The following is an 18,380-nucleotide window of genomic DNA, read 5'->3' as shown; positions in this document are numbered from 1 at the left end:
CCCGCTTCGTGGTTTTCGCGGCACAGCTCTTGACCTCCACCGAACTGGAGATCGCAGAGTGAGCGGCATGAGAGCCGTATGGATGCGGGAGTTCGGCGAGCCGGGGGTGCTCGTCGCGGGGGAGGCCCCGGAGCCGGTGCCCGGACCGGGAGAAGTGCTGATCGACGTGGCGTTCGCGAACATCACCTACGTCGAGACGCAGTTCCGGCGCACCGGCTTCGGGCCGTTCCGGGTGAAGCCGCCGGTGATCCCCGGCAACGGGGTCGGCGGGATGCTGGACGGCAAGCGCGTGGTGAGCAGCCTGCGGGGGTCCGGCGGGTACGCCGAGCGGGCGGTCGCGCCGGTGGGGAACGTGCTGGAGGTGCCGGACGGGCTGGGCCTCGACGAGGCGGTGGCGCTGCTCGCGGACGGGCGGACCGCGTTGATGCTCAGCCGCGCGGCGGAGCTGACCGGGGGTGAACGCGTGCTGGTCGAGGCGGCCGCCGGTGGGGTGGGCAGCCTCCTCGTCCAGCTCGCCAAGGCGGCCGGTGCCGAGGTGGTGGCGGCCGCCGGGGGACCGGAGAAACTGGCGCTGGCCAAGGAACTCGGCGCCGACGTGACGGTCGACTACCGCGAAGCGGGCTGGGCGCCGCCGGTGGACGTGGTGTTCGACGGCGTGGGCGGCGAGATCGGCCGCGCGGCCTTCGAGGCGCTGCGGCCGGGCGGGCGGATGTTCGCGTTCGGCCAGGCCAGCGGCCAGGCCGCCGAGTTCGACGACGCGGCGGAGCGGCGGGTGCGCGTGGAAAGCGGTCCGCTGGCGAAGCCGGAGGAAATGCCGGTGCTCGCGCACCGCGCGCTGGTCGAGGCCGCGGCCGGGCGGCTGCGGCCGGTGATCGGCCAGCGCTTCCCGCTCGACCGCGCCGCCGACGCGCACGCGGCCATCGAAAGCCGGGCCACGCTCGGCAAAACCCTGCTGGAGGTCCGGTGAAGCTCGGGGTCTACCTCGACGGGTCCACTGTGGACTCATTTGTCACGCACGCGCGGCTGGCCGAGGACGCCGGCCTCGAATCGGTCTGGGTCGGCGACCACCTGATCACCGCGTCACCGCGGATCGACAGCGTGGTCGCGCTGACCGCGGCGGCGGCCGCCACCACGCGGATCAAGGTCGGCTTCGGCGTGCTCGTGGTGGCGCTGCGGCCGGTGGCCTGGGTGGCGAAGCAGATCGCCACGCTCCAGGGGCTGTCCGGCAACCGCGTGCTGCTGGGCGTCGGCACCGGTGGTGACGCCCACGGCGATCTCGGCTGGCGGGCGGCGGGCGTGCCGTTCGCCGAGCGCGGCAAGCGGACCACGGCGGCGCTCAAGGTGCTGCCGGACCTGGTGACGGGCAAACCGGCCACTGTGGACGGTGTGGAGTTCGCGCTGGCGCCCGGTGCGGAGATGCCGCCGTTGATCGTCGCCGCCGGGCCGGGGCGGCTGCGCCGGGTGGCCCGCTTCGGCGACGAGTGGTTCCCGGCCTTCTCCGCCCCGTCGTGGCTGGCGGAACAGGGCAAGCGGCTGGCCGAGCTGGCGGCGGAACACGGGCGCCCGGCGCCGGGGATCACGGTCAACATCAGCCTCGCGGTGGGGTCGGTGCCGTCGCCGGTGCTCGACGCGCAGATCCGGTCGCTGACCGGCTACGGCCTGACCGAGGCGCAGGCGCGGGAAGCGGTGGTGACCGGCAACCCGGCGCAGGTGGCCGAACGGCTCGCCGCCTACGCCGACGCCGGGGTCGGCCGGATCGCCGCGATGCCGTTCACCGGCAACCGCGCGGAGCAGATCGAGCTGCTCGGGGAAGTCGCCGGCCTGCTGCGGTGAGCCCGTTCGACGTCGACGCCTTCCTGGCCCGGCCGCTGACCGCCAGGGTCGCCGCGGCCGGGCCGAGCGTGCGGCCCACCTGGTACCTCTGGGAGGACGGGGCCTTCTGGATCCTCACCGGGCCGTGGTCGCGGCTGCCGGAACTGGTCGCCGCGGATCCGGTGCTGGCGCTGGTGGTGGACGTCTGCGAGCTGGACACCGGGCTGGTGCGCCAGGTGGTCGCCCGCGGTGAGGCGGAGCTGCTGCCGTTCGACGTTGCACGGGGCAGGCGGAAGCTGCGCCGCTACCTCGGCGACGACGAAACCCGCTGGGACCAGCGGTTCCGCGCCTACCTGTACGAGGACGCGCGCTGCCGCTGGCTGCGGGTGCGGCCGTCGTCCCTGCGGGCGGTCGATCTCAGTTATCAGGCCCACCGCAGTGCGACCAGCTGAGTGAGCAGGGCCAGCCGCACGTCCGGGTCGTCGAGATCGATCGGCACCAGCTCGCCCAGTTTCCGCATGCGGTAGCGCAGGGTGTTCGGGTGGATCCGCAGGGCCCGCGCCGCCGCGCGCGGGTCGCCGGGGTTGCGCAGCCATTCGTAGAGGGTGTCGGTGTAGTCCGTGCGGTGGTCGTCGTCGTAGGCGCGGATCGCTTGCAGGGGACCGAGTTCGGTCACCTTCGCGGCGCCGGCGGCGGTGGCCGCGCGGTGCAGGGCGAGCGCGGTCCACGCCTCGTCGAAGGTGACCACGCGCCCCGGCACCAGTCCGGCACGCAGCAGGCCGAACGCCTCCTCGGCCTCCGTCCGCGACCGCGCCAGGTCGGCCACCTCACGCGCGCCGCCCGCGGCGACCCGTGGCGCGCCGCGCTTGGTTTTCGTCTGGGCGAGGACCTCCCGCAGCTCGGCCCAGGCGTCGCCGTCGGGGACCACGGCGTAGAGCAGTCCGGCCAGCTCGGTGGCCACCGGCCGCCACCCGATCCCGCTGGAGATCCGCTCCAGCAAGGCCAGCCTGCTGCCCTCGGCGTTGCGGGAGCCGTCCTCCGGCGTGTCGATCACCACCACCCGATGGGGGACCTCGGCCAGGTCGAGTTCGGCGACCGCCTTGCGCGGGCTGGCCTGGCCCTGCAGCACCGCGCGCAGCAGCTCGGCGCTGGCCCGGCGCTGCGCGTCGGCGTGCGCCCGCCGCCGGAGCAGGTGGAGCGCGACCACCGGCGCCGCGTCGGCGAAGGCCGCGGCCCGCTCGTCGGACACCGGCCCGCGCACCACCGCCCACATCGAGCCGAGCAGCTCACCGCCCATCCGGATTGGCACGATCAGCCGCGGCAGCGTGCCGTCGCGCTGCTCGGGCACGAAGATCGTCTGCCTGCCGCGGGACAGTTCGCGGAACACCCCGCGCGAGCGGAACCGCGCCAGCACGTCGTCCGGGATGCGGCGGCCCATGATGGTGGACACGCGCGCGGGGTCGGTGATGTCCTGGCGCGCCGAGTAGGCCAGCACCCGCGAGTTGGTGTCCTCGATGGTGACCGGCGCGTCGACCACCGCGGCCACCGCGTCGGCCAGGCGGAACAGGTCGCCGCCGCCCGGGTCGCCGCCGTTCTCCGGGGCCTCCGCCTCGTCGGTCAGCGCGTCGAGCACGGTCCGCAGCAGCCACACCAGCTGCGCCCACGAGGTGGCCGCGCTGACCTCGATCAACGCGATGTCCGCCGACTTCGCCGCCCGCTTGACCGAGGGCTTCGCCGCCAGCGGCGGCTTGAACAGCACGGCGGCCGCGCCCTTCTCCGCGCAGCAGCGGACCAGGGTCACCGCGTCCGCCGGATTGGTCACCGCCACCGCGAGCACCAGGTCACCGGCGGCGAGGTGCCCCGGCGTCCCCGGTTCGGCGATCACCACGTCGGCGACGGCGGGCGGTTCGTCGGGCAGCAGCAAGGCGTGCAGCAGCGTGGGCCCCACCCGGTCGACCACCGTGCGCACCGACGCCATGGGTGAACTGTATCGACTGGCGCGCCCGCGGCACGGCGAACGATACTGGGCCGATGTCAGTTCGCGGAGTCAGCAAGATCGTGGTCGGCGTGGACGACCAGCAGCGCGCGAAGCACTTCTGGACCGAGCTGCTCGGGTTTTCGGTGGCCATCGACGAGCCCTACGGGGATTCGGGTGAGCGGTGGCTCGAAGTGACCACTCCGGACGGTGAAACCACCCTGGTGCTCAGCCCGTCACCCGAGGACAAACGACGCTGGGAGGTCGGCGGCGAACGGCCCAACACCAATTTCTTCTTCTACGCCGACGACCTCGTCAGTACTTACGAAGAACTGTCGGCGAAGGGCGTCGAATTCCCGGCGAAACCGTCGCGGCAGCCGTGGGGCTGGTGGTCGATGTTCGCCGACCCCGACGGGAACCGGTTCCCGCTCGTCCAGCGCTGATCTTCCCGCCGGGCTTGAAGAACGACAGCAGCGTGGCGATCAGCAGCAGGGTCAGCCCGGCGCTCATCGCGGTCACCAGCATGACGTCGGTACCGCCGATGGATTCGCCGCGTGCGGCCAGATCGGCGGCGTCGGCGAACTTCGGCACCACCGCGAGATTGCCGCCGATGGTCAGCGCGAGCGTGATGGCGATTTTCACCACCACCCACCAATAACGCACCAGCCCCCATTTCGTGCCGAGGCTCAGCGCGATTCCGGAAACCAGCGTGAGCAGGCTGGCCGGGAGGTAGAAGATCTCGCCGAGCGTGCCCGCGCTGAGCTGGACCCCGCGCACCACCGCGGTGTCGTCGCTGAGCAGCCCGACCGCGCCGAGCACCATGATGGACAGTTCCACGCCGATCCAGCCGACGGAGGCCACGACGTGGGTGAACAGCAGCCACTTGCGGGTGTGGGGACGCAGCCTGGTCATGCGGTCCAGGATCGCCGCGTACCGGCGTCTCGTCGTCGTGTCCAGAGCGGCTTCGCGGCGTACGCCCGATGGGGTACCCGGCTCCCAGGTCGTGAGAGGCGGTTGGGCGAGGCGCGGGCGGTGGCTAGCTTCGGGGCAATTCCCCCAGAGCCCGCGAGGAGCCGAACGATGACCGACGGCTGGTCCTTCGAAACCAAGCAAATCCACGCCGGCGCCGTGCCGGACCCGGCCACCGGCGCGCGAGCCACACCGATCTACCAGACCACCTCCTACGTCTTCCGCGACAGCCAGCACGGCGCCGACCTGTTCAGCCTCGCCGAACCGGGCCACATCTACACCCGGATCAACAACCCCACGCAGGACGTGCTCGAGCAGCGCGTCGCCGCGCTCGAAGGCGGCGTGGCGGCGCTGGCCTTCGCGTCGGGCACCGCGGCCACCAACGCGGCGATCCTGAACCTGGCGAACTCGGGCGACCACTTCGTCTCCAGCCCGTCGCTCTACGGCGGCACCTACAACCTGTTCCACCACACGCTGCCCAAGCTCGGCATCGAGGTCAGCTTCGTCGACGACCAGGACGACATCGAGCAGTGGAAGGCCGCGGTCCGCCCGAACACCAAGCTGTTCTTCGCCGAGACGCTGGCGAACCCGGGCAGCAACGTGCTCGACATCCGGGCCGTCGCGGACGCCGCGCACGAAGCCGGGGTGCCGCTGGTGGTGGACAACACCATTCCCACGCCGTACCTGCTGCGCCCGATCGAGCACGGCGCCGACGTGGTGGTGCACTCGGCGACCAAGTACCTCGGCGGCCACGGCACCACGATCGCCGGGCTGCTGGTCGACGGCGGCACCTTCGACTTCGGCGCGGACCCGGTGAAGTTCCCGGGGTTCACCGAGCCGGACCCGAGCTACCACGGGCTCAGGTACTGGGAGGCGCTCGGCCCCGGCGCGTACGCCGCGAAGGCACGTGTGCAGTTGCTGCGCGACACCGGCGCCGCGATTTCGCCGCTGAACAGTTTCCTCATCCTGCAAGGGATCGAGACGTTGTCGCTGCGGGTCGAGCGGCACGTGTCGAACGCCAAGGCGCTCGCGGAGTGGCTGGAAGGGCGTGACGAGGTGGAGAAGGTCTACTACGCCAGCCTGCCGTCGTCGCCGCATTTCGCGGCGGCCCAGAAGTACCTGCCCGGTGGTGCGGGCGCGGTGCTGTCGTTCGACCTGCGTGGCGGGGTCGAGGCTGGCCGCAAGTTCGTCGACGGCACCGAGTTGCACAGCCAGCTGGTGAACATCGGCGACGTGCGCAGCCTGATCGTGCACCCGGCGAGCACCACGCACAGCCAGCTGTCGCCGGAGGAGCAGCTCGCGTCCGGTGTGACGCCCGGCCTGGTGCGCCTGGCCGTGGGCCTGGAGGGCATCGAGGACCTGAAGGCCGATCTGGAAGCCGGGTTCAGGGCGGCCAAGGCGGCTCTGTGACCGGTGCCTGGCGCGAGGGTGATCCACCGGGCCGTCGCCGGTGGGTCACCCATCCCGGTGCGTTCGGGCTGGAGGGCGGTGGGGTGCTGCCCGGTTTCTCGCTGGCGTACGAAACCTGGGGCACGCTGAACGGCGACCGGTCGAACGCGGTGCTGGTCGAGCACGCGCTGACCGGTGACAGCCACGTCGCCGGCCCGGCCGGTGACGGTCACCCGACCGCGGGCTGGTGGGACGCGCTGGTGGGGCCGGGGCGGCCGCTCGACACCGACGAGTTCTTCGTGGTGGCGCCGAACGTGCTGGGCGGCTGCCAGGGCTCGACCGGACCGTCCTCAGTGGACCCGGATGGCCGGGCCTTCGGCAGCCGGTTCCCGGCACTGACCATTCGCGACCAGGTCGCCGCGGAAACCGTGCTGGCCGACGAACTCGGCATCGCGCGGTGGGCGGCGGTGCTGGGTGGGTCGATGGGCGGGATGCGGGCGCTGGAATGGGCGGCCGGGTACCCGGAACGGGTGGCTTCGCTGCTGGTGCTCGCGGCGCCGGCGGCGACTTCGGCGGACCAGATCGCCTGGGCATCGCCGCAGCTGCACGCGATCACCGCGGATCCGCACTGGCACGGCGGTGACTACCACGGCACCGGCGAGAGTCCGGACCTCGGCCTCGGGGTGGCGCGGCGGATCGCGCACGTCACCTACCGCAGTGAAACGGAACTGGCCCAGCGCTTCGGGCGTACCCCGCAGGGTGACGGCCGGTTCGCCGTGGAGTCCTATTTGGACCACCACGCGGCGAAGCTGGCGGCGCGCTTCGACGCGGGGAGCTACGTGGTGCTGACCCGGTCGATGAATTCGCACGATGTGGGACGAAACCGGGGCGGCGTGGCGGCGGCGCTGTCCAGGGTCACCGCGCGGACGGTCGCCGCGGGCATCTCCAGCGACCGGCTCTACCCGCCGGCGCAACCGGCCGAGCTGGCGGCGGGCATCCGTGGCGCGGAGTCCGCCGTGATCGACTCGCCGTACGGCCACGACGCCTTCCTGATCGAAACCGCGCAGGTCGCCGCCCTGCTGAAGCCGCTACTGACGTAGGTCGGGCGCAGGGCCTAGTCGGCCAGTGCCTCGGAGATCCAGCTGGTGACCGGGAGGTCCCGCTCCAGGCATTCGGTGGAGAGCCGGATGGTCCACCGCAGTGCCTGCAGCACCAGGCTGTCGACCTCCTCCGGCGCCGCGCTCGACAGGGCGATTTCCAGCTGCTCCTGCGCGGCTTCGCTGTTGCCGTGCACCTCGGCCAGCAGCGTCCGCACCGCCGTCCGCACCGGCGGGTCGGCCTGGTCGATGGAGACCTCTTCGCCCGCTTCGTCGAACACCTGCACCTTGACCGGCGCGGTCCCGCCGTCGCCGAGCGTGGCCACCATCGCGCTGCACTCACCGAAGAGCAGCAGCATCAGCTCTCTGGTCTCGGGCAGGCCGACGCTGGCGGGCGCCAGCTGGTCGAGCGCGTCCGCGTCCTCGCCGAACCGCATCGCCACCAGCGCGCGCTGCGCCTTTTCCACGAGCCGCCGGTGCTCGTCCTCGCTCCTGTCGGGCTGCACGTGCCTATCAAACACCAGCACGGCCGCCTTTGGGACCACTCCCCGGTGAGTATCGGGAGCCGTCCGTCACCGTGCCGCGCGGAGTGCGCCGAGCGCCAGCCGTTCGAGCAGCTCGGCCAGTTCCTCGTCAGCCAGATAGCGGTTGTGCGGGGTCGAGTTGATCAGGCCGAACACGGCGTGTGCCGAGGACCGGGCGTGGGTTTCACCGACCTCGGGCACGGTCGCCCTGATCGCGTCCACCCACAACTCCACGTACTGGCGTTGGAGCGCGCGAACCTGCTTGCGGTCGGCGTCGGTGAGGTTGGCCAGGTTCCGCTCCTGCACGGTGATCAGCGCGGGCTGGCTGAGCGCGAAGTCCACGTGGAACTTCACCAGCGCGCCGAGCAGGTCGGTGCCGGTGCGGTGCTCGGCCAGCTCCTTGCCACCGTCGAGCAGGTAGCGGCTGATCGAGCCCAGCATCTCGCCGAGCATCGCGTCCTTGCTGCGGAAGTGCCGGTACAGCGCGGGACCGGAGATGCCGACGGCGGCGCCGATGTCGTCGATCCCCACGCCGTGGAACCCGTGCCTGGCGAACAGTTCGGCGGCCGCGGCCAGTATCTGCTCGCGTCTGCTGGCCTTCTCGCCGTGCACGAGCGGGGTCGGGTGCGCTGGCATCAGCCCATCGTAGAGCAGCAGGTTAGCGATCGCTAACAACGGGGCAAACCGGGCGCGCGACTTTTGGGCTAGGCCACTCGGGTTACGTCGCAAATGCGTGCTTCCTTCGTGCTTTTCCCACGTGGTACTTCTTCTTTCACGTTGGGGGCTCACTAAGGAGTGACGATGGTCTCGTCCGTCCGAAAATCGACCCTGCCCGTTTGGCGAGCACTGACCGTGGCCATCGTCGCCGGTCTCGCCCTGCTCGGCTTCACGATCCCCGCGTCGGCCGCGACGAACTACGTGGCGCTCGGCGACTCCTACTCCTCCGGGCTCGGCGCCGGCAGTTACGGCGACTCGGGCTCCTGCAAGCGCAGTGCCAACGCCTATCCCAAGCTGTGGGCCAGTGCCAACGGCGCTTCGCTGAACTTCCTCGCCTGCTCTGGGGCGCGCACCCCGGACGTGCTCAGCCAGCTGGACAAGGTCGCCGCGGGCACCAACGTCGTCACCGTCTCGGTCGGCGGCAACGACGCGGGCTTCGTCGACGTGATGACCGACTGCACCCTCGGCTCCGACCAGGCCTGCGTCGACCGGGTCGAGGAAGCCAAGGACTACGTGAACAGCACGCTGCCCGGCCTGCTGAACGGCGTCTACACCAAGATCAAGCAGAAGGCGCCGAACGCGAAGGTGTACGTGCTCGGTTACCCGCGCTTCTACAAGGTGCCGGGTTCGTGCAACGTCGGCCTGAGCGACGTCAAGCGCGCGGCGATCAACTCCGGCGCCGACGCGCTCGCTTCGGTCACCTCCGCCAGGGCGAGGAGCGCCGGGTTCACCTTCGTCGACGTGCGCGGCGTGTTCACCGGGCACGAGATCTGCGCGGCCGACCGCTGGCTGCACAGCCTGACCTGGCCGGTGGACGAGTCGTACCACCCGACCGCGAACGGCCAGAAGCTCGGTTACCTCGCCGCGTTGACCGCGGCCGCCGGCTGAGTTCGCCGGATCGCCGGAGGGGTCAGTCGCCTGCACGACTGACCCCTCCGGCTTTTTCATGCCCTGCTGTCGAAAATTTCGAGCGAACGACTTCTTGCTCCATCTGGGTTTGACTGGCTTGACCACGCAAGTTTCTGTGGTTAGCTGCCGAAAGCTTCAAGATTTGTACCGAAAATTTCGGAACCCTTGGAGGAAGTGATGTCCGAAACTGCTGTCATCGACGCCGGCAGGCGGCGCAGACGCGCGCGGTTCACGGCGGTGGCCGGGATGACCGGCCTGCTCGGCGCGCTGGCCGTGGTGCTGCCCGGCGTGGCGAGCGCCGGGACCACGCTGGGTGCTTCGGCCGCGGAAAGCGGCCGGTACTTCGGGGCCGCGGTCGCGGCCAACAAGCTCGGTGATTCCACCTACACGGGCATCCTCAACACCGAGTTCAACAGCGTCACCCCCGAAAACGAGATGAAGATCGACGCGACCGAGCCCAACCAGGGGCAGTTCTCCTACGGCGCGGCCGACCAGATCGTCAACCACGCACGCAGCCGCGGCATGCAGGTCCGGGGGCACACGCTGGCCTGGCACTCGCAGCAGCCGGGCTGGATGCAGGCGATGGAGGGCGCGCCGCTGCGGCAGGCGATGCTCAACCACGTCACGCAGGTGGCCACCCACTTCAAGGGCAAGGTGGTCGCCTGGGACGTGGTGAACGAGGCCTTCGAGGACGGCAGCAGCGGCGCCCGCCGCAATTCGAACCTCCAGCGCACCGGGAACGACTGGATCGAGGCCGCGTTCAAGGCGGCGCGCGCGGCCGATCCCGGCGCGAAGCTCTGCTACAACGACTACAACACCGACGACTGGACGCACGCCAAAACGCAGGCCGTGTACAGGATGGTCCAGGACTTCAAGAACCGCGGGGTGCCGATCGACTGCGTCGGCTTCCAGTCGCACCTGAACAGCGGCTCGCCGTACCCGTCGAACTACCGGACCACCCTGTCGAGCTTCGCCGCGCTGGGGGTCGACGTGCAGATCACCGAGCTGGACATCCAGGGCGCCTCGCCGACCACCTACGCCAACGTGGTGAAGGACTGCCTGGCGGTGCCGCGCTGCAACGGCATCACCGTGTGGGGCATTCGCGACACCGACTCGTGGCGCCCGAACGACACCCCGCTGCTGTTCAACGGCAACGGCACCAAGAAGCCCGCGTACGACGCGGTGCTCAGTGCGCTCAACGGCGGCGCGCCGGGCGGTTCGAGCTGCTCGGCCGGGTACGTCGGGCTCACCTTCGACGACGGGCCGATCAGCGGCACCACCACGCAGCTGGTCAACGCGCTGAAGTCGGCCGGGTTGCGCGCCACCTTCTTCAACGTCGGCAACAAGGTGCAGCAGAACCCCGCGCTGGCGAAGAGCCAGCGCGACGCCGGGATGTGGGTCGGCAACCACAGCTGGTCGCACCCGCACCTGACGCAGCTGTCGGCGCAGCAGATGACCTCGGAGCTGTCGCAGACCCAGCAGGTGCTGCAGCAGGCGACGGGCGAGACGCCGAAGCTGTTCCGCCCGCCGTACGGCGAAACGAACAGCACGCTCAAGTCGGTCGAGGCGCAGCTCGGGCTGACCGAGGTGCTCTGGACGGTCGATTCGCAGGACTGGAACGGCGCGAGCACCAGCCAGATCGTGCAGGCCGCGGCGCAGGTGCAGCCGGGTGGCGTGATCCTGATGCACGACGGCTACCAGTCGACGATCAACGCGATCCCGCAGATCGCCGCCGGGCTGGCCAGCCGGAACCTGTGCGCGGGCATGATCTCGACGGCCACCGGCCAGGCGGTCGCGCCGTCGGACGGCAACCCGGGCACCTCGTGCACCGCGACCTATCAGCGCACCCAGCAGTGGGGTGACCGGTTCAACGGCCAGGTGACCATCACCGCGGGCGCGTCGGCGATCAGCAGCTGGACGGCGACGGTCGCCGTGACCGCGCCGCAGAAGGTGTCGGCGACGTGGAACGGCACGCCGAGCTGGGACAGCAGCGGCAACGTGATGACCATGAAGCCGAACGGCAACGGCCAGCTGGCCGCGAACGCCAGCACCACCTTCGGCTTCACCGTGATGGCGAACGGCCAGTGGGCGGCACCGGCGGTCAGCTGCAGCACGCCCTGATCGGGTTGGCTTGGGCCCGGGTTGGGCCCCAACCCGGCGCCTGATTGTGACGACGGCGGAGGTTTGCTTGTCAAGGCGGGAAAGATGCCTTGACAAGCAAACCTCCGCCGTGTTTTTGGCTGGGGACCGGGATGGGGAAGGGGGAGTGTGGCTGGTGCCCGCCCGTTGTGCCCGGCTTCCTGTGTCGGACTGCCGTCGTCGCCGCGCGCGGGAGCGGGTTCTCCTGGAAGCTGGTGGACGGCGGCCGCGCGCTGGACAGTGAGGTTAGTGGTCGCTAACATCGAGCTTGGTGTTAACGACCGCTAACCCCTGTCGCGAGGAGCCATGGACACCCCGGTGCTGAGCAGTTCCGCCGATCCGCGGAGCGAGGACTACGCCCGATACGCCACCGGCCACGCCGAGCTGGCCGAGGACCTGCGCAAGCGGATCGGCCAGGCCCGGCTGGGCGGCCCGGAGAAGGCGCGCATCCGGCATGTGGAACGCGGCAAGCTGCTGCCACGCGATCGGGTGGACGCGCTGCTCGACCCCGGCTCGCCGTTCCTGGAGCTGTCCCCGCTGGCGGCCACCGGGCTCTACGACGACGAGGCACCGGCCGCCGGCATCATCACCGGCGTCGGCCGCGTGTCCGGCCGCGAGTGCGTGATCGTCGCCAACGACGCCACGGTCAAGGGCGGCACCTACTACCCGATGACGGTGAAGAAGCACCTGCGCGCGCAGGAAGTCGCGCTGCACAACAACCTGCCGTGCCTCTACCTGGTCGACTCCGGCGGCGCCTTCCTGCCGCGCCAGGACGAGGTCTTCCCGGACCGCGAGCACTTCGGCCGCATCTTCTACAACCAGGCGACCATGTCCGCCCGCGGCATCCCGCAGATCGCCGCCGTGCTCGGTTCGTGCACCGCGGGCGGCGCCTACGTGCCCGCGATGAGCGACGAAGCCGTGATCGTGCGGAACCAGGGCACCATCTTCCTCGGCGGCCCGCCGCTGGTGAAGGCGGCGACCGGCGAGGTGGTCACCGCCGAGGAACTGGGCGGCGGCGACGTGCACGCCCGCCAGTCCGGCGTCACCGATCACCTGGCCACCGACGACGCGCACGCGCTGCGCATCGTCCGCTCGATCGTGTCCACGCTCGGCCCGCGCAGCCCGCGCCCGTGGGAGGTGCGCCCGGTCGAGCCGCCCGCGGTCGACCCGGCGCAGCTCTACGGCGTGGTGCCGACCGATTCGCGCACCCCGTACGACGTGCGCGAGGTGATCGCCAGGATCGTCGACGGCAGCCGGTTCGCCGAGTTCAAGAAGGAGTACGGCAACACGCTGGTCACCGGGTTCGCGCACGTGCACGGTCACCCGGTCGGCATCATCGCGAACAACGGCGTGCTCTTCGCCGAGTCCGCGATGAAGGGCGCGCACTTCATCGAGCTGTGCGACAAGCGCTCGATCCCGCTGCTGTTCCTGCAGAACATCACCGGCTTCATGGTCGGCCGCGCCTACGAGGCCGGCGGCATCGCCAAGCACGGCGCGAAGATGGTCACCGCGGTGGCCTGCGCGCGGGTGCCGAAGCTGACGGTGATCATCGGCGGCTCGTTCGGCGCCGGCAACTACTCGATGTGCGGGCGCGCGTATTCACCGCGGTTCCTGTGGATGTGGCCGAACGCCCGGATTTCGGTGATGGGCGGTGAGCAGGCCGCGTCGGTGCTGTCCACGGTCCGGCGTGACGCGATCGAAGGCCGCGGCGGCGAGTGGTCCACAGAGGACGAAGAGGCGTTCAAGGACCCGATCCGCGAGCAGTACGAGGAGCAGGGCAGTCCCTACTACTCGACCGCGCGGCTCTGGGACGACGGCGTGATCGACCCGGCGGACACCCGCACGGTGGTCGGCCTCGCGCTCTCGGCGGCGGCCAACGCGCCGCTCGAAGATGTTTCCTACGGCGTTTTCCGGATGTGATCACCTTGTTCGACACGGTTCTGGTGGCCAACCGCGGGGAGATCGCCGTCCGGGTGATCGGCACGCTGCGGCGCATGGGCATTCGCTCGGTCGCGGTCTACAGCGACGCCGACGCCGACGCGCGGCACGTGCTGGAGGCCGACGTCGCGGTGCGGATCGGCCCGGCCGAAGCGACCCGCAGTTACCTGTCCATTCCCGCGATCATCGGCGCGGCAAGGGAAACCGGCGCGCAGGCGGTGCACCCCGGATACGGCTTCCTCGCCGAGAACGCCGCGTTCGCCACCGCGTGCGCCGAGGCCGGGCTGGTGTTCATCGGCCCGCCGGTCGGCGCGATCGAGGCGATGGGCGACAAGATCCAGGCGAAGCGCACGGTCTCGGCGGCCGGGGTGCCGGTGGTGCCCGGGGCGTCCGATTTGGACATCCCGGCTGGCGGTTTTGCCGCCGCTGCCGCGGAAGTCGGCTACCCGTTGCTGCTCAAGCCGTCCGCCGGTGGTGGTGGCAAGGGCATGCGCCTGGTCGAAGATCCGTCCGAACTGGACGGTGCGGTGGAGTCGGCGCGCCGGGAGGCCAAGGCCTCCTTCGGTGACGACACTCTGCTGCTGGAACGGTTCGTCACCACACCGCGGCACATCGAAATCCAGGTGCTCGCCGACGGTCACGGCAACGTGATCCATCTCGGCGAGCGTGAATGCAGCCTGCAGCGGCGGCACCAGAAGATCATCGAAGAGGCGCCTTCGGTGCTGTTGGACGAGGCGACCCGGGAGCGGATGGGCGCGTCGGCGGTCGAGGCCGCGCGTGCCGTTGGCTACTCCGGCGCGGGCACCGTCGAGTTCATCGTTTCGGCCAAGAACTCCAGCGAGTTCTTCTTCATGGAGATGAACACTCGCCTCCAGGTGGAGCACCCGGTCACCGAGCAGGTCACCGGGCTGGACCTGGTGGAGTGGCAGGTGCGGGTGGCCGCCGGTGAGCCGCTGGGCGTGACGCAGTCCGACGTCCGGCTGACCGGGCACGCGGTGGAGGCCAGGGTCTACGCCGAGGATCCCGCGCGCGGCTTCATTCCGACCGGCGGCACCGTGCTGCGCATGGTGGAACCGGCCGGTGAGGGCGTTCGCGTGGATTCGGGGGTGCGTGCGGGCACCGAGGTCGGCTCGAACTACGACCCGATGCTGGCGAAGGTGATCGCCTGGGGGCCGGATCGCGCGGCCGCGCTGCACCGGCTGGACCTGGCGCTGGCGAACACCGCGGTGCTCGGCGTCGGCACGAACGTGCGGTTCCTGCGCGCGTTGCTCGCCGACGAGGACGTGCGCGAAGGGCGGCTCGACACCGGGCTGGTCGAGCGGAATCTCGCCGACCTGACCTCGGGTGACGTGCCCGCCGAGTTCTTCGTCGCCGCCGCGATGGACCGCCTGCTCGCGCTCTGGCCCACGGGGTCCATTGTGGACCCGTGGGACGTGCCGACCGGCTGGCGCGTCGGCGGTGGCGGCGGGGTGACCTTCCGCCTGCGTTCCGGCGAGACCGAGGCGCTGGTGCGCGTCGAGGGTGAACCGGCGCGCGCGACGGTGAGCCTGGACGACGCCGAACCGGTCGCCGTGTCGGCGTCCCGCCGCGACGGGCGGCTCGAACTGCGGTACCGGGGCGAGCTGCACCGGTACGAAACGGCTTCGGTCGATGGCGGGCTGTGGCTGGCCAGGGACGGCCATTCGGTGCTGATCGGTGAACGCCCGATCATGCAGCTGGCGCACGGTGAGGCCGCCGAGGCCGGGCCGGTGGTCAGCCCGATGCCCGGGACCGTGCTGGTGGTGAAGGTCGCGCGCGGGGACGTGGTCACCGCGGGCACCCCGCTGCTGGTGGTCGAGGCGATGAAGATGGAACACACGATCACCGCGCCGATCGACGGCGTGGTCGAAGAACTGCGCGTCCAGGCAGGCCAACAGGTCGCACTGGACGAAGCGCTTGCCGTGGTGACCCCGCAGGAGGACGCACAATGATCGATTTCCGGCTGGACGAGGAGTACGAGGCGCTGCGCAAGACCGTCGAGGACTTCGCGCGCGGCGAGGTGGCCCCGGTCATCGGCGGGTACTACGAACGGGAGGAGTTCCCGTACGAGCTCGTCGCGCAGATGGGCCGGATGGGGCTGTTCGGGTTGCCGTTCGCCGAAGAGTTCGGCGGCATGGGAGGGGACTACTTCGCGCTGTGCCTGGCTTTGGAGGAACTGGCGCGGATCGACTCGTCGGTGGCGATTACCCTGGAGGCCGGGGTTTCGCTCGGCGCGATGCCGATCTACCGGTTCGGTACCCAGGCGCAGAAGGAGAAGTGGCTGCCCGCGTTGTGCGCGGGGGAGGCGCTGGGCGCGTTCGGCCTGACCGAGCCGGGCGGCGGCTCGGACGCCGGTGCCACCCGCACCACCGCGAAACTGGACGGTGGGGAGTGGGTGCTCAACGGCAGCAAGTCGTTCATCACCAACTCGGGCACCGACATCACGCGCGTGGTCACCGCGACGGCCGTGACCGGTGAGAAGGAGGGCGGCCGCAAGGAGATCTCGGCGATCCTGGTGCCGTCGGGCACGCCGGGCTTCACGGTGGCGCCGAAGTATTCGAAGGTCGGCTGGAACGCCTCGGACACCCACGAGCTGTCGTTCTCCGACTGCCGGGTGCCGGAGGAGAACCTGCTGGGCGAGCGGGGCCGCGGGTACGCGCAGTTCCTGTCCATTTTGGACGAGGGACGGGTGGCGATCGCGGCGCTGAGCGTCGGCCTGGCGCAGGGTTGCGTGGACGAATGCGTGCGGTACGTGGGCGAGCGCGAGGCGTTTGGGCACAAGATCGGGACGTACCAGGCAATCCAGTTCAAGATCGCGGACATGGAGACGCGGGCCCACACCGCGCGCCTGGCCTACTACGCGGCGGCTTCGAAGATGCTGCGCGGCGAGCCGTTCAAGAAGGAGGCCGCGATCGCGAAACTGGTCTCCTCGAACGCGGCGATGGACAACGCGCGGGAGGCCACCCAGATCTTCGGCGGTTACGGGTTCATGAACGAGTTCCCCGTCGGCCGCTTCTACCGCGACGCGAAGATCCTGGAGATCGGGGAGGGCACGAGCGAGGTGCAGCGCATGCTCATCGCCCGGGAACTCGGCCTGCGCTGACGGTGTGGACACTACGACTGAACGACGCGGCGGCGGCCACGCTGGGTGAGCCGCCGGCGCCGGGTGAGTTGGCACCAGGGCTGCGCGCGTACCTGGCGGAGGGCCTGGTTCACCGCGCAGAGCTACTTCCACCTGGACGACGTGGTGCCCGGCGACAAGAAGGTCGTTGATGGCGTTCCGGTGGTTTCCGAGGCACACCAGAAGCAGATGTTGCGGCAGGGACTGGCCTTCGCGTGGGAACTCACCCGGCTCGCCGTGTGCTGGATCCGCCGCAAAGTGATCGTCACCGAGTGTGGGCCACCTAAGCTCACTGCCTTGTGAGTGAACTGAAGTTCCGCCCTGGGGGCGAGCAAGACGCCGGGCACCTGCTCGACATGTTCGACGGGGCCGTGGCCTGGATGAACGCCCGCGGCAACACGCAGCAGTGGGGCACCGAACCGTGGTCGTCGGTGCCGAAGCGGGTCGAGCGCGTGCGGGGCATGGCGGCCGGCGGCAACCTGGTGATGGCCGAGATCGACGGCGTGCCCGCGGGCGCGATCATTCTCGACCCCGGTCCGCCCGAGCACGTGCCCGCGGTCGACGAGCCGGAGATCTACCTCGGCCTGCTGATCACCGCGCGTGCCTTCACCGGCCGCCGCGTCGGTGCCGAGTTGATCCGGTACGCGCTCGCCGAGGCGGCCGCGCGCGGGATCGGCCTGGTGCGCGTCGACTGCTACGCCGGTGGTGACGGCAGCCTGGTCCGCTACTACGAGCGGCAGGGCTTCCGCAAAACGGTCACCTTCGACTACCACGGCTGGCCGGGCCAGGTCTTCGAGCAACGAGTGGGGGATGGACGCGCGGCCTCGCCGGGGTGATGATTGGCAGAACGTCAACAACGCTCTCTCAACGGTGAAGGAGCAGGTGAAGATGGCCAGGCAAGCGCGTTCACTGCACGGCAAGGTCGTGGTGATCACCGGCGGTGCGCAGGGGATCGGCGCGAAGACCGCCGAGCTGCTCACCGGACTCGGCGCCACCGTCGCGATCGGTGACCTGGACCAGGTCCGGGCCGAGAAAACGGCCGGTGAGCTGGACGCGCTCGCCCTGCCGCTGGACGTCACCGACACCAAGGGCTTCAGCGAGTTCCTCGACGAGGTCGAACGGCGGCTCGGGCCGATCGACGTGCTGATCAACAACGCGGGCATCATGCCGCTCGCCCCGCTCGAAGACGAGGACGACAGCTCCACGCGGCGGCAGCTGGAGATCAACCTGCACGCGGTCATCCACGGCACCCGGGAGGCGGTCCGCCGGATGCGCCCGCGCGGCACCGGGCACATCGTGAACGTCGCGTCCATGGCGGGCAAGGCCGGTTTCCCCGGCGCGGCCACGTACTGCGCCACCAAGCACGGCGTGGTCGGGCTGTCCGAGGCCGTGCATCTCGAACTGCGGGACACCGGCGTCGACGTGTCGTGTGTGATGCCCGCCATCGTGCGCACCGAACTGGCCAGCGGCCTGCCGGAGGCACGCATGATCAAGTCGGTGTCGCCGGAGGAGGTCGCGGCGGCCATCGCCGAGGCGCTGCGGCGGCCGAAATTCGACGTGTACGTGCCGAGATCCCTCGACGTGGTCGGCCGGTTCACGCGCCTGCTGCCGCGGCGGGCCGGCGAGTGGATCTCGCGCTCGCTGGGCGCCGACAAGGTGCTGGCGACCGCGCACGCCGACGCCAGGGCCGAATACGAATCGAGGGCCGCGAGCAGCGCCCCATCGGTCGGTTCGGATGGTTAGATGAGGCTCAGGAAGTCCGTCTGAGCAGG

17 protein-coding genes and 1 pseudogene are annotated in these 18,380 nt (G+C 70.5%); 15 read left to right on the top strand and 3 right to left on the bottom strand.

All coding sequences use genetic code 11. From position 1 onward, the window contains the following. Positions 1 to 67 precede the first annotated feature (67 nt). From A4R43_RS23215 to A4R43_RS23205, 3 genes are read left to right on the top strand one after another with little or no spacing between them, the layout of a single operon-like run. Entirely contained in the window at positions 68 to 967 is a 900-nt protein-coding gene (locus A4R43_RS23215) for a zinc-binding dehydrogenase (RefSeq protein ID WP_113694266.1), read from the top strand. Beyond that, positions 964 to 1,833: an LLM class flavin-dependent oxidoreductase gene (locus A4R43_RS23210; protein WP_113694265.1), complete on the top strand. Its 870-nt coding sequence runs from the start codon at positions 964 to 966 to the stop codon at positions 1,831 to 1,833. The genes A4R43_RS23215 and A4R43_RS23210 overlap by 4 nt, the downstream gene beginning before the upstream one ends. Next, positions 1,830 to 2,264, top strand: a complete 435-nt coding sequence (locus tag A4R43_RS23205; RefSeq protein WP_113694264.1) for a pyridoxamine 5'-phosphate oxidase family protein — start codon at positions 1,830 to 1,832, stop codon at positions 2,262 to 2,264. Before A4R43_RS23210 ends, A4R43_RS23205 begins: the two co-directional genes overlap by 4 nt. On the opposite strand, the gene A4R43_RS23200 is transcribed toward A4R43_RS23205, so the two are convergent. Continuing rightward, positions 2,237 to 3,790 (bottom strand): helix-turn-helix domain-containing protein, encoded by a 1,554-nt coding sequence (locus A4R43_RS23200; protein WP_113694263.1) that lies wholly within the window; start codon positions 3,788 to 3,790, stop codon positions 2,237 to 2,239. The genes A4R43_RS23205 and A4R43_RS23200 overlap by 28 nt on opposite strands. A 53-nt stretch (positions 3,791 to 3,843) precedes the next feature. On the opposite strand from A4R43_RS23200, the gene A4R43_RS23195 reads away from it, so the two are divergent. The 3 genes from A4R43_RS23195 (at position 3,844) to metX (ending at position 7,245) form a co-directional block, all read left to right on the top strand. Continuing rightward, entirely contained in the window at positions 3,844 to 4,230 is a 387-nt protein-coding gene (locus tag A4R43_RS23195; protein WP_113694262.1) for a VOC family protein, read from the top strand. 637 nt (positions 4,231 to 4,867) lie between these two features. Further along, positions 4,868 to 6,166 (top strand): bifunctional o-acetylhomoserine/o-acetylserine sulfhydrylase, encoded by a 1,299-nt coding sequence (locus tag A4R43_RS23185; protein ID WP_113694261.1) that lies wholly within the window; start codon positions 4,868 to 4,870, stop codon positions 6,164 to 6,166. Then, positions 6,163 to 7,245 carry a homoserine O-acetyltransferase MetX gene (gene metX / locus A4R43_RS23180; protein WP_113694260.1) on the top strand — a complete coding sequence of 361 codons (1,083 nt, stop codon included), beginning with the start codon at positions 6,163 to 6,165 and terminating at the stop codon, positions 7,243 to 7,245. Before A4R43_RS23185 ends, metX begins: the two co-directional genes overlap by 4 nt. A gap of 14 nt (positions 7,246 to 7,259) precedes the next feature. Here the strand turns inward: metX and A4R43_RS23175 are convergent, their stop codons facing one another. Then, positions 7,260 to 7,748 carry a hypothetical protein gene (locus A4R43_RS23175; RefSeq protein WP_113694259.1) on the bottom strand — a complete coding sequence of 163 codons (489 nt, stop codon included), beginning with the start codon at positions 7,746 to 7,748 and terminating at the stop codon, positions 7,260 to 7,262. Between the two features lie 66 nt (positions 7,749 to 7,814). Next, complete coding sequence (locus A4R43_RS23170) at positions 7,815 to 8,402, bottom strand: SACE_7040 family transcriptional regulator (protein WP_162788564.1); 588 nt, start codon at positions 8,400 to 8,402, stop codon at positions 7,815 to 7,817. 165 nt (positions 8,403 to 8,567) lie between these two features. Here A4R43_RS23170 and A4R43_RS23165 point away from each other — a divergent pair, with 165 nt between their 5' ends. The 9 genes and pseudogenes from A4R43_RS23165 to A4R43_RS23120 all read left to right on the top strand — a co-directional run bounded on the left by A4R43_RS23165 (position 8,568) and on the right by A4R43_RS23120 (position 18,351). After that, entirely contained in the window at positions 8,568 to 9,371 is an 804-nt protein-coding gene (locus A4R43_RS23165; RefSeq protein ID WP_113694258.1) for an SGNH/GDSL hydrolase family protein, read from the top strand. 267 nt (positions 9,372 to 9,638) lie between these two features. After that, a pseudogene (locus tag A4R43_RS43410) lies at positions 9,639 to 10,607 on the top strand (glycoside hydrolase family 10 protein); the annotation flags it as partial. 51 nt (positions 10,608 to 10,658) lie between these two features. Beyond that, positions 10,659 to 11,513: a polysaccharide deacetylase family protein gene (locus A4R43_RS44915; protein WP_472240953.1), complete on the top strand. Its 855-nt coding sequence runs from the start codon at positions 10,659 to 10,661 to the stop codon at positions 11,511 to 11,513. A gap of 324 nt (positions 11,514 to 11,837) precedes the next feature. After that, positions 11,838 to 13,451, top strand: a complete 1,614-nt coding sequence (locus tag A4R43_RS23145) for a carboxyl transferase domain-containing protein (RefSeq protein WP_113694257.1) — start codon at positions 11,838 to 11,840, stop codon at positions 13,449 to 13,451. Between the two features lie 5 nt (positions 13,452 to 13,456). After that, the gene (locus A4R43_RS23140) at positions 13,457 to 15,439 is read left to right on the top strand and encodes an acetyl/propionyl/methylcrotonyl-CoA carboxylase subunit alpha (RefSeq protein WP_113697819.1); all 1,983 of its coding nucleotides are present in this window, start codon (positions 13,457 to 13,459) and stop codon (positions 15,437 to 15,439) included. Next, complete coding sequence (locus A4R43_RS23135; RefSeq protein WP_113694256.1) at positions 15,436 to 16,590, top strand: acyl-CoA dehydrogenase family protein; 1,155 nt, start codon at positions 15,436 to 15,438, stop codon at positions 16,588 to 16,590. Before A4R43_RS23140 ends, A4R43_RS23135 begins: the two co-directional genes overlap by 4 nt. 45 nt (positions 16,591 to 16,635) lie before the next feature. Then, a complete protein-coding gene (locus A4R43_RS23130) occupies positions 16,636 to 16,911 on the top strand; it encodes a hypothetical protein (protein WP_113694255.1) in 276 nt (91 codons plus the stop codon). Then, the gene (locus tag A4R43_RS23125) at positions 16,908 to 17,444 is read left to right on the top strand and encodes a GNAT family N-acetyltransferase (protein WP_418190745.1); all 537 of its coding nucleotides are present in this window, start codon (positions 16,908 to 16,910) and stop codon (positions 17,442 to 17,444) included. Before A4R43_RS23130 ends, A4R43_RS23125 begins: the two co-directional genes overlap by 4 nt. 52 nt (positions 17,445 to 17,496) lie before the next feature. Then, the gene (locus tag A4R43_RS23120; protein ID WP_113697817.1) at positions 17,497 to 18,351 is read left to right on the top strand and encodes an SDR family oxidoreductase; all 855 of its coding nucleotides are present in this window, start codon (positions 17,497 to 17,499) and stop codon (positions 18,349 to 18,351) included. Positions 18,352 to 18,380 lie beyond the last annotated feature (29 nt).

The organism is Amycolatopsis albispora, from assembly GCF_003312875.1.
GTDB lineage: Bacteria > Actinomycetota > Actinomycetes > Mycobacteriales > Pseudonocardiaceae > Amycolatopsis > Amycolatopsis albispora.
Note: the sequence above shows the minus strand (reverse complement) of the source record. Positions and strands in the feature narration are given on the sequence as shown.

Excerpts from the sequence above, each read along its gene's own strand:
- A4R43_RS23215 (WP_113694266.1), top strand. The coding sequence starts at position 68 with ATGAGAGCCGTATGGATGCGGGAGTTCGGCGAGCCGGGGGTGCTCGTC.
- A4R43_RS23200 (WP_113694263.1), bottom strand. The coding sequence starts at position 3,790 with ATGGCGTCGGTGCGCACGGTGGTCGACCGGGTGGGGCCCACGCTGCTG.
- A4R43_RS23195 (WP_113694262.1), top strand. The coding sequence starts at position 3,844 with ATGTCAGTTCGCGGAGTCAGCAAGATCGTGGTCGGCGTGGACGACCAG.
- A4R43_RS23185 (WP_113694261.1), top strand. The coding sequence starts at position 4,868 with ATGACCGACGGCTGGTCCTTCGAAACCAAGCAAATCCACGCCGGCGCC.
- A4R43_RS23170 (WP_162788564.1), bottom strand. The coding sequence starts at position 8,402 with ATGCCAGCGCACCCGACCCCGCTCGTGCACGGCGAGAAGGCCAGCAGA.
- A4R43_RS23165 (WP_113694258.1), top strand. The coding sequence starts at position 8,568 with ATGGTCTCGTCCGTCCGAAAATCGACCCTGCCCGTTTGGCGAGCACTG.
- A4R43_RS23145 (WP_113694257.1), top strand. The coding sequence starts at position 11,838 with ATGGACACCCCGGTGCTGAGCAGTTCCGCCGATCCGCGGAGCGAGGAC.
- A4R43_RS23135 (WP_113694256.1), top strand. The coding sequence starts at position 15,436 with ATGATCGATTTCCGGCTGGACGAGGAGTACGAGGCGCTGCGCAAGACC.
- A4R43_RS23120 (WP_113697817.1), top strand. The coding sequence starts at position 17,497 with ATGGCCAGGCAAGCGCGTTCACTGCACGGCAAGGTCGTGGTGATCACC.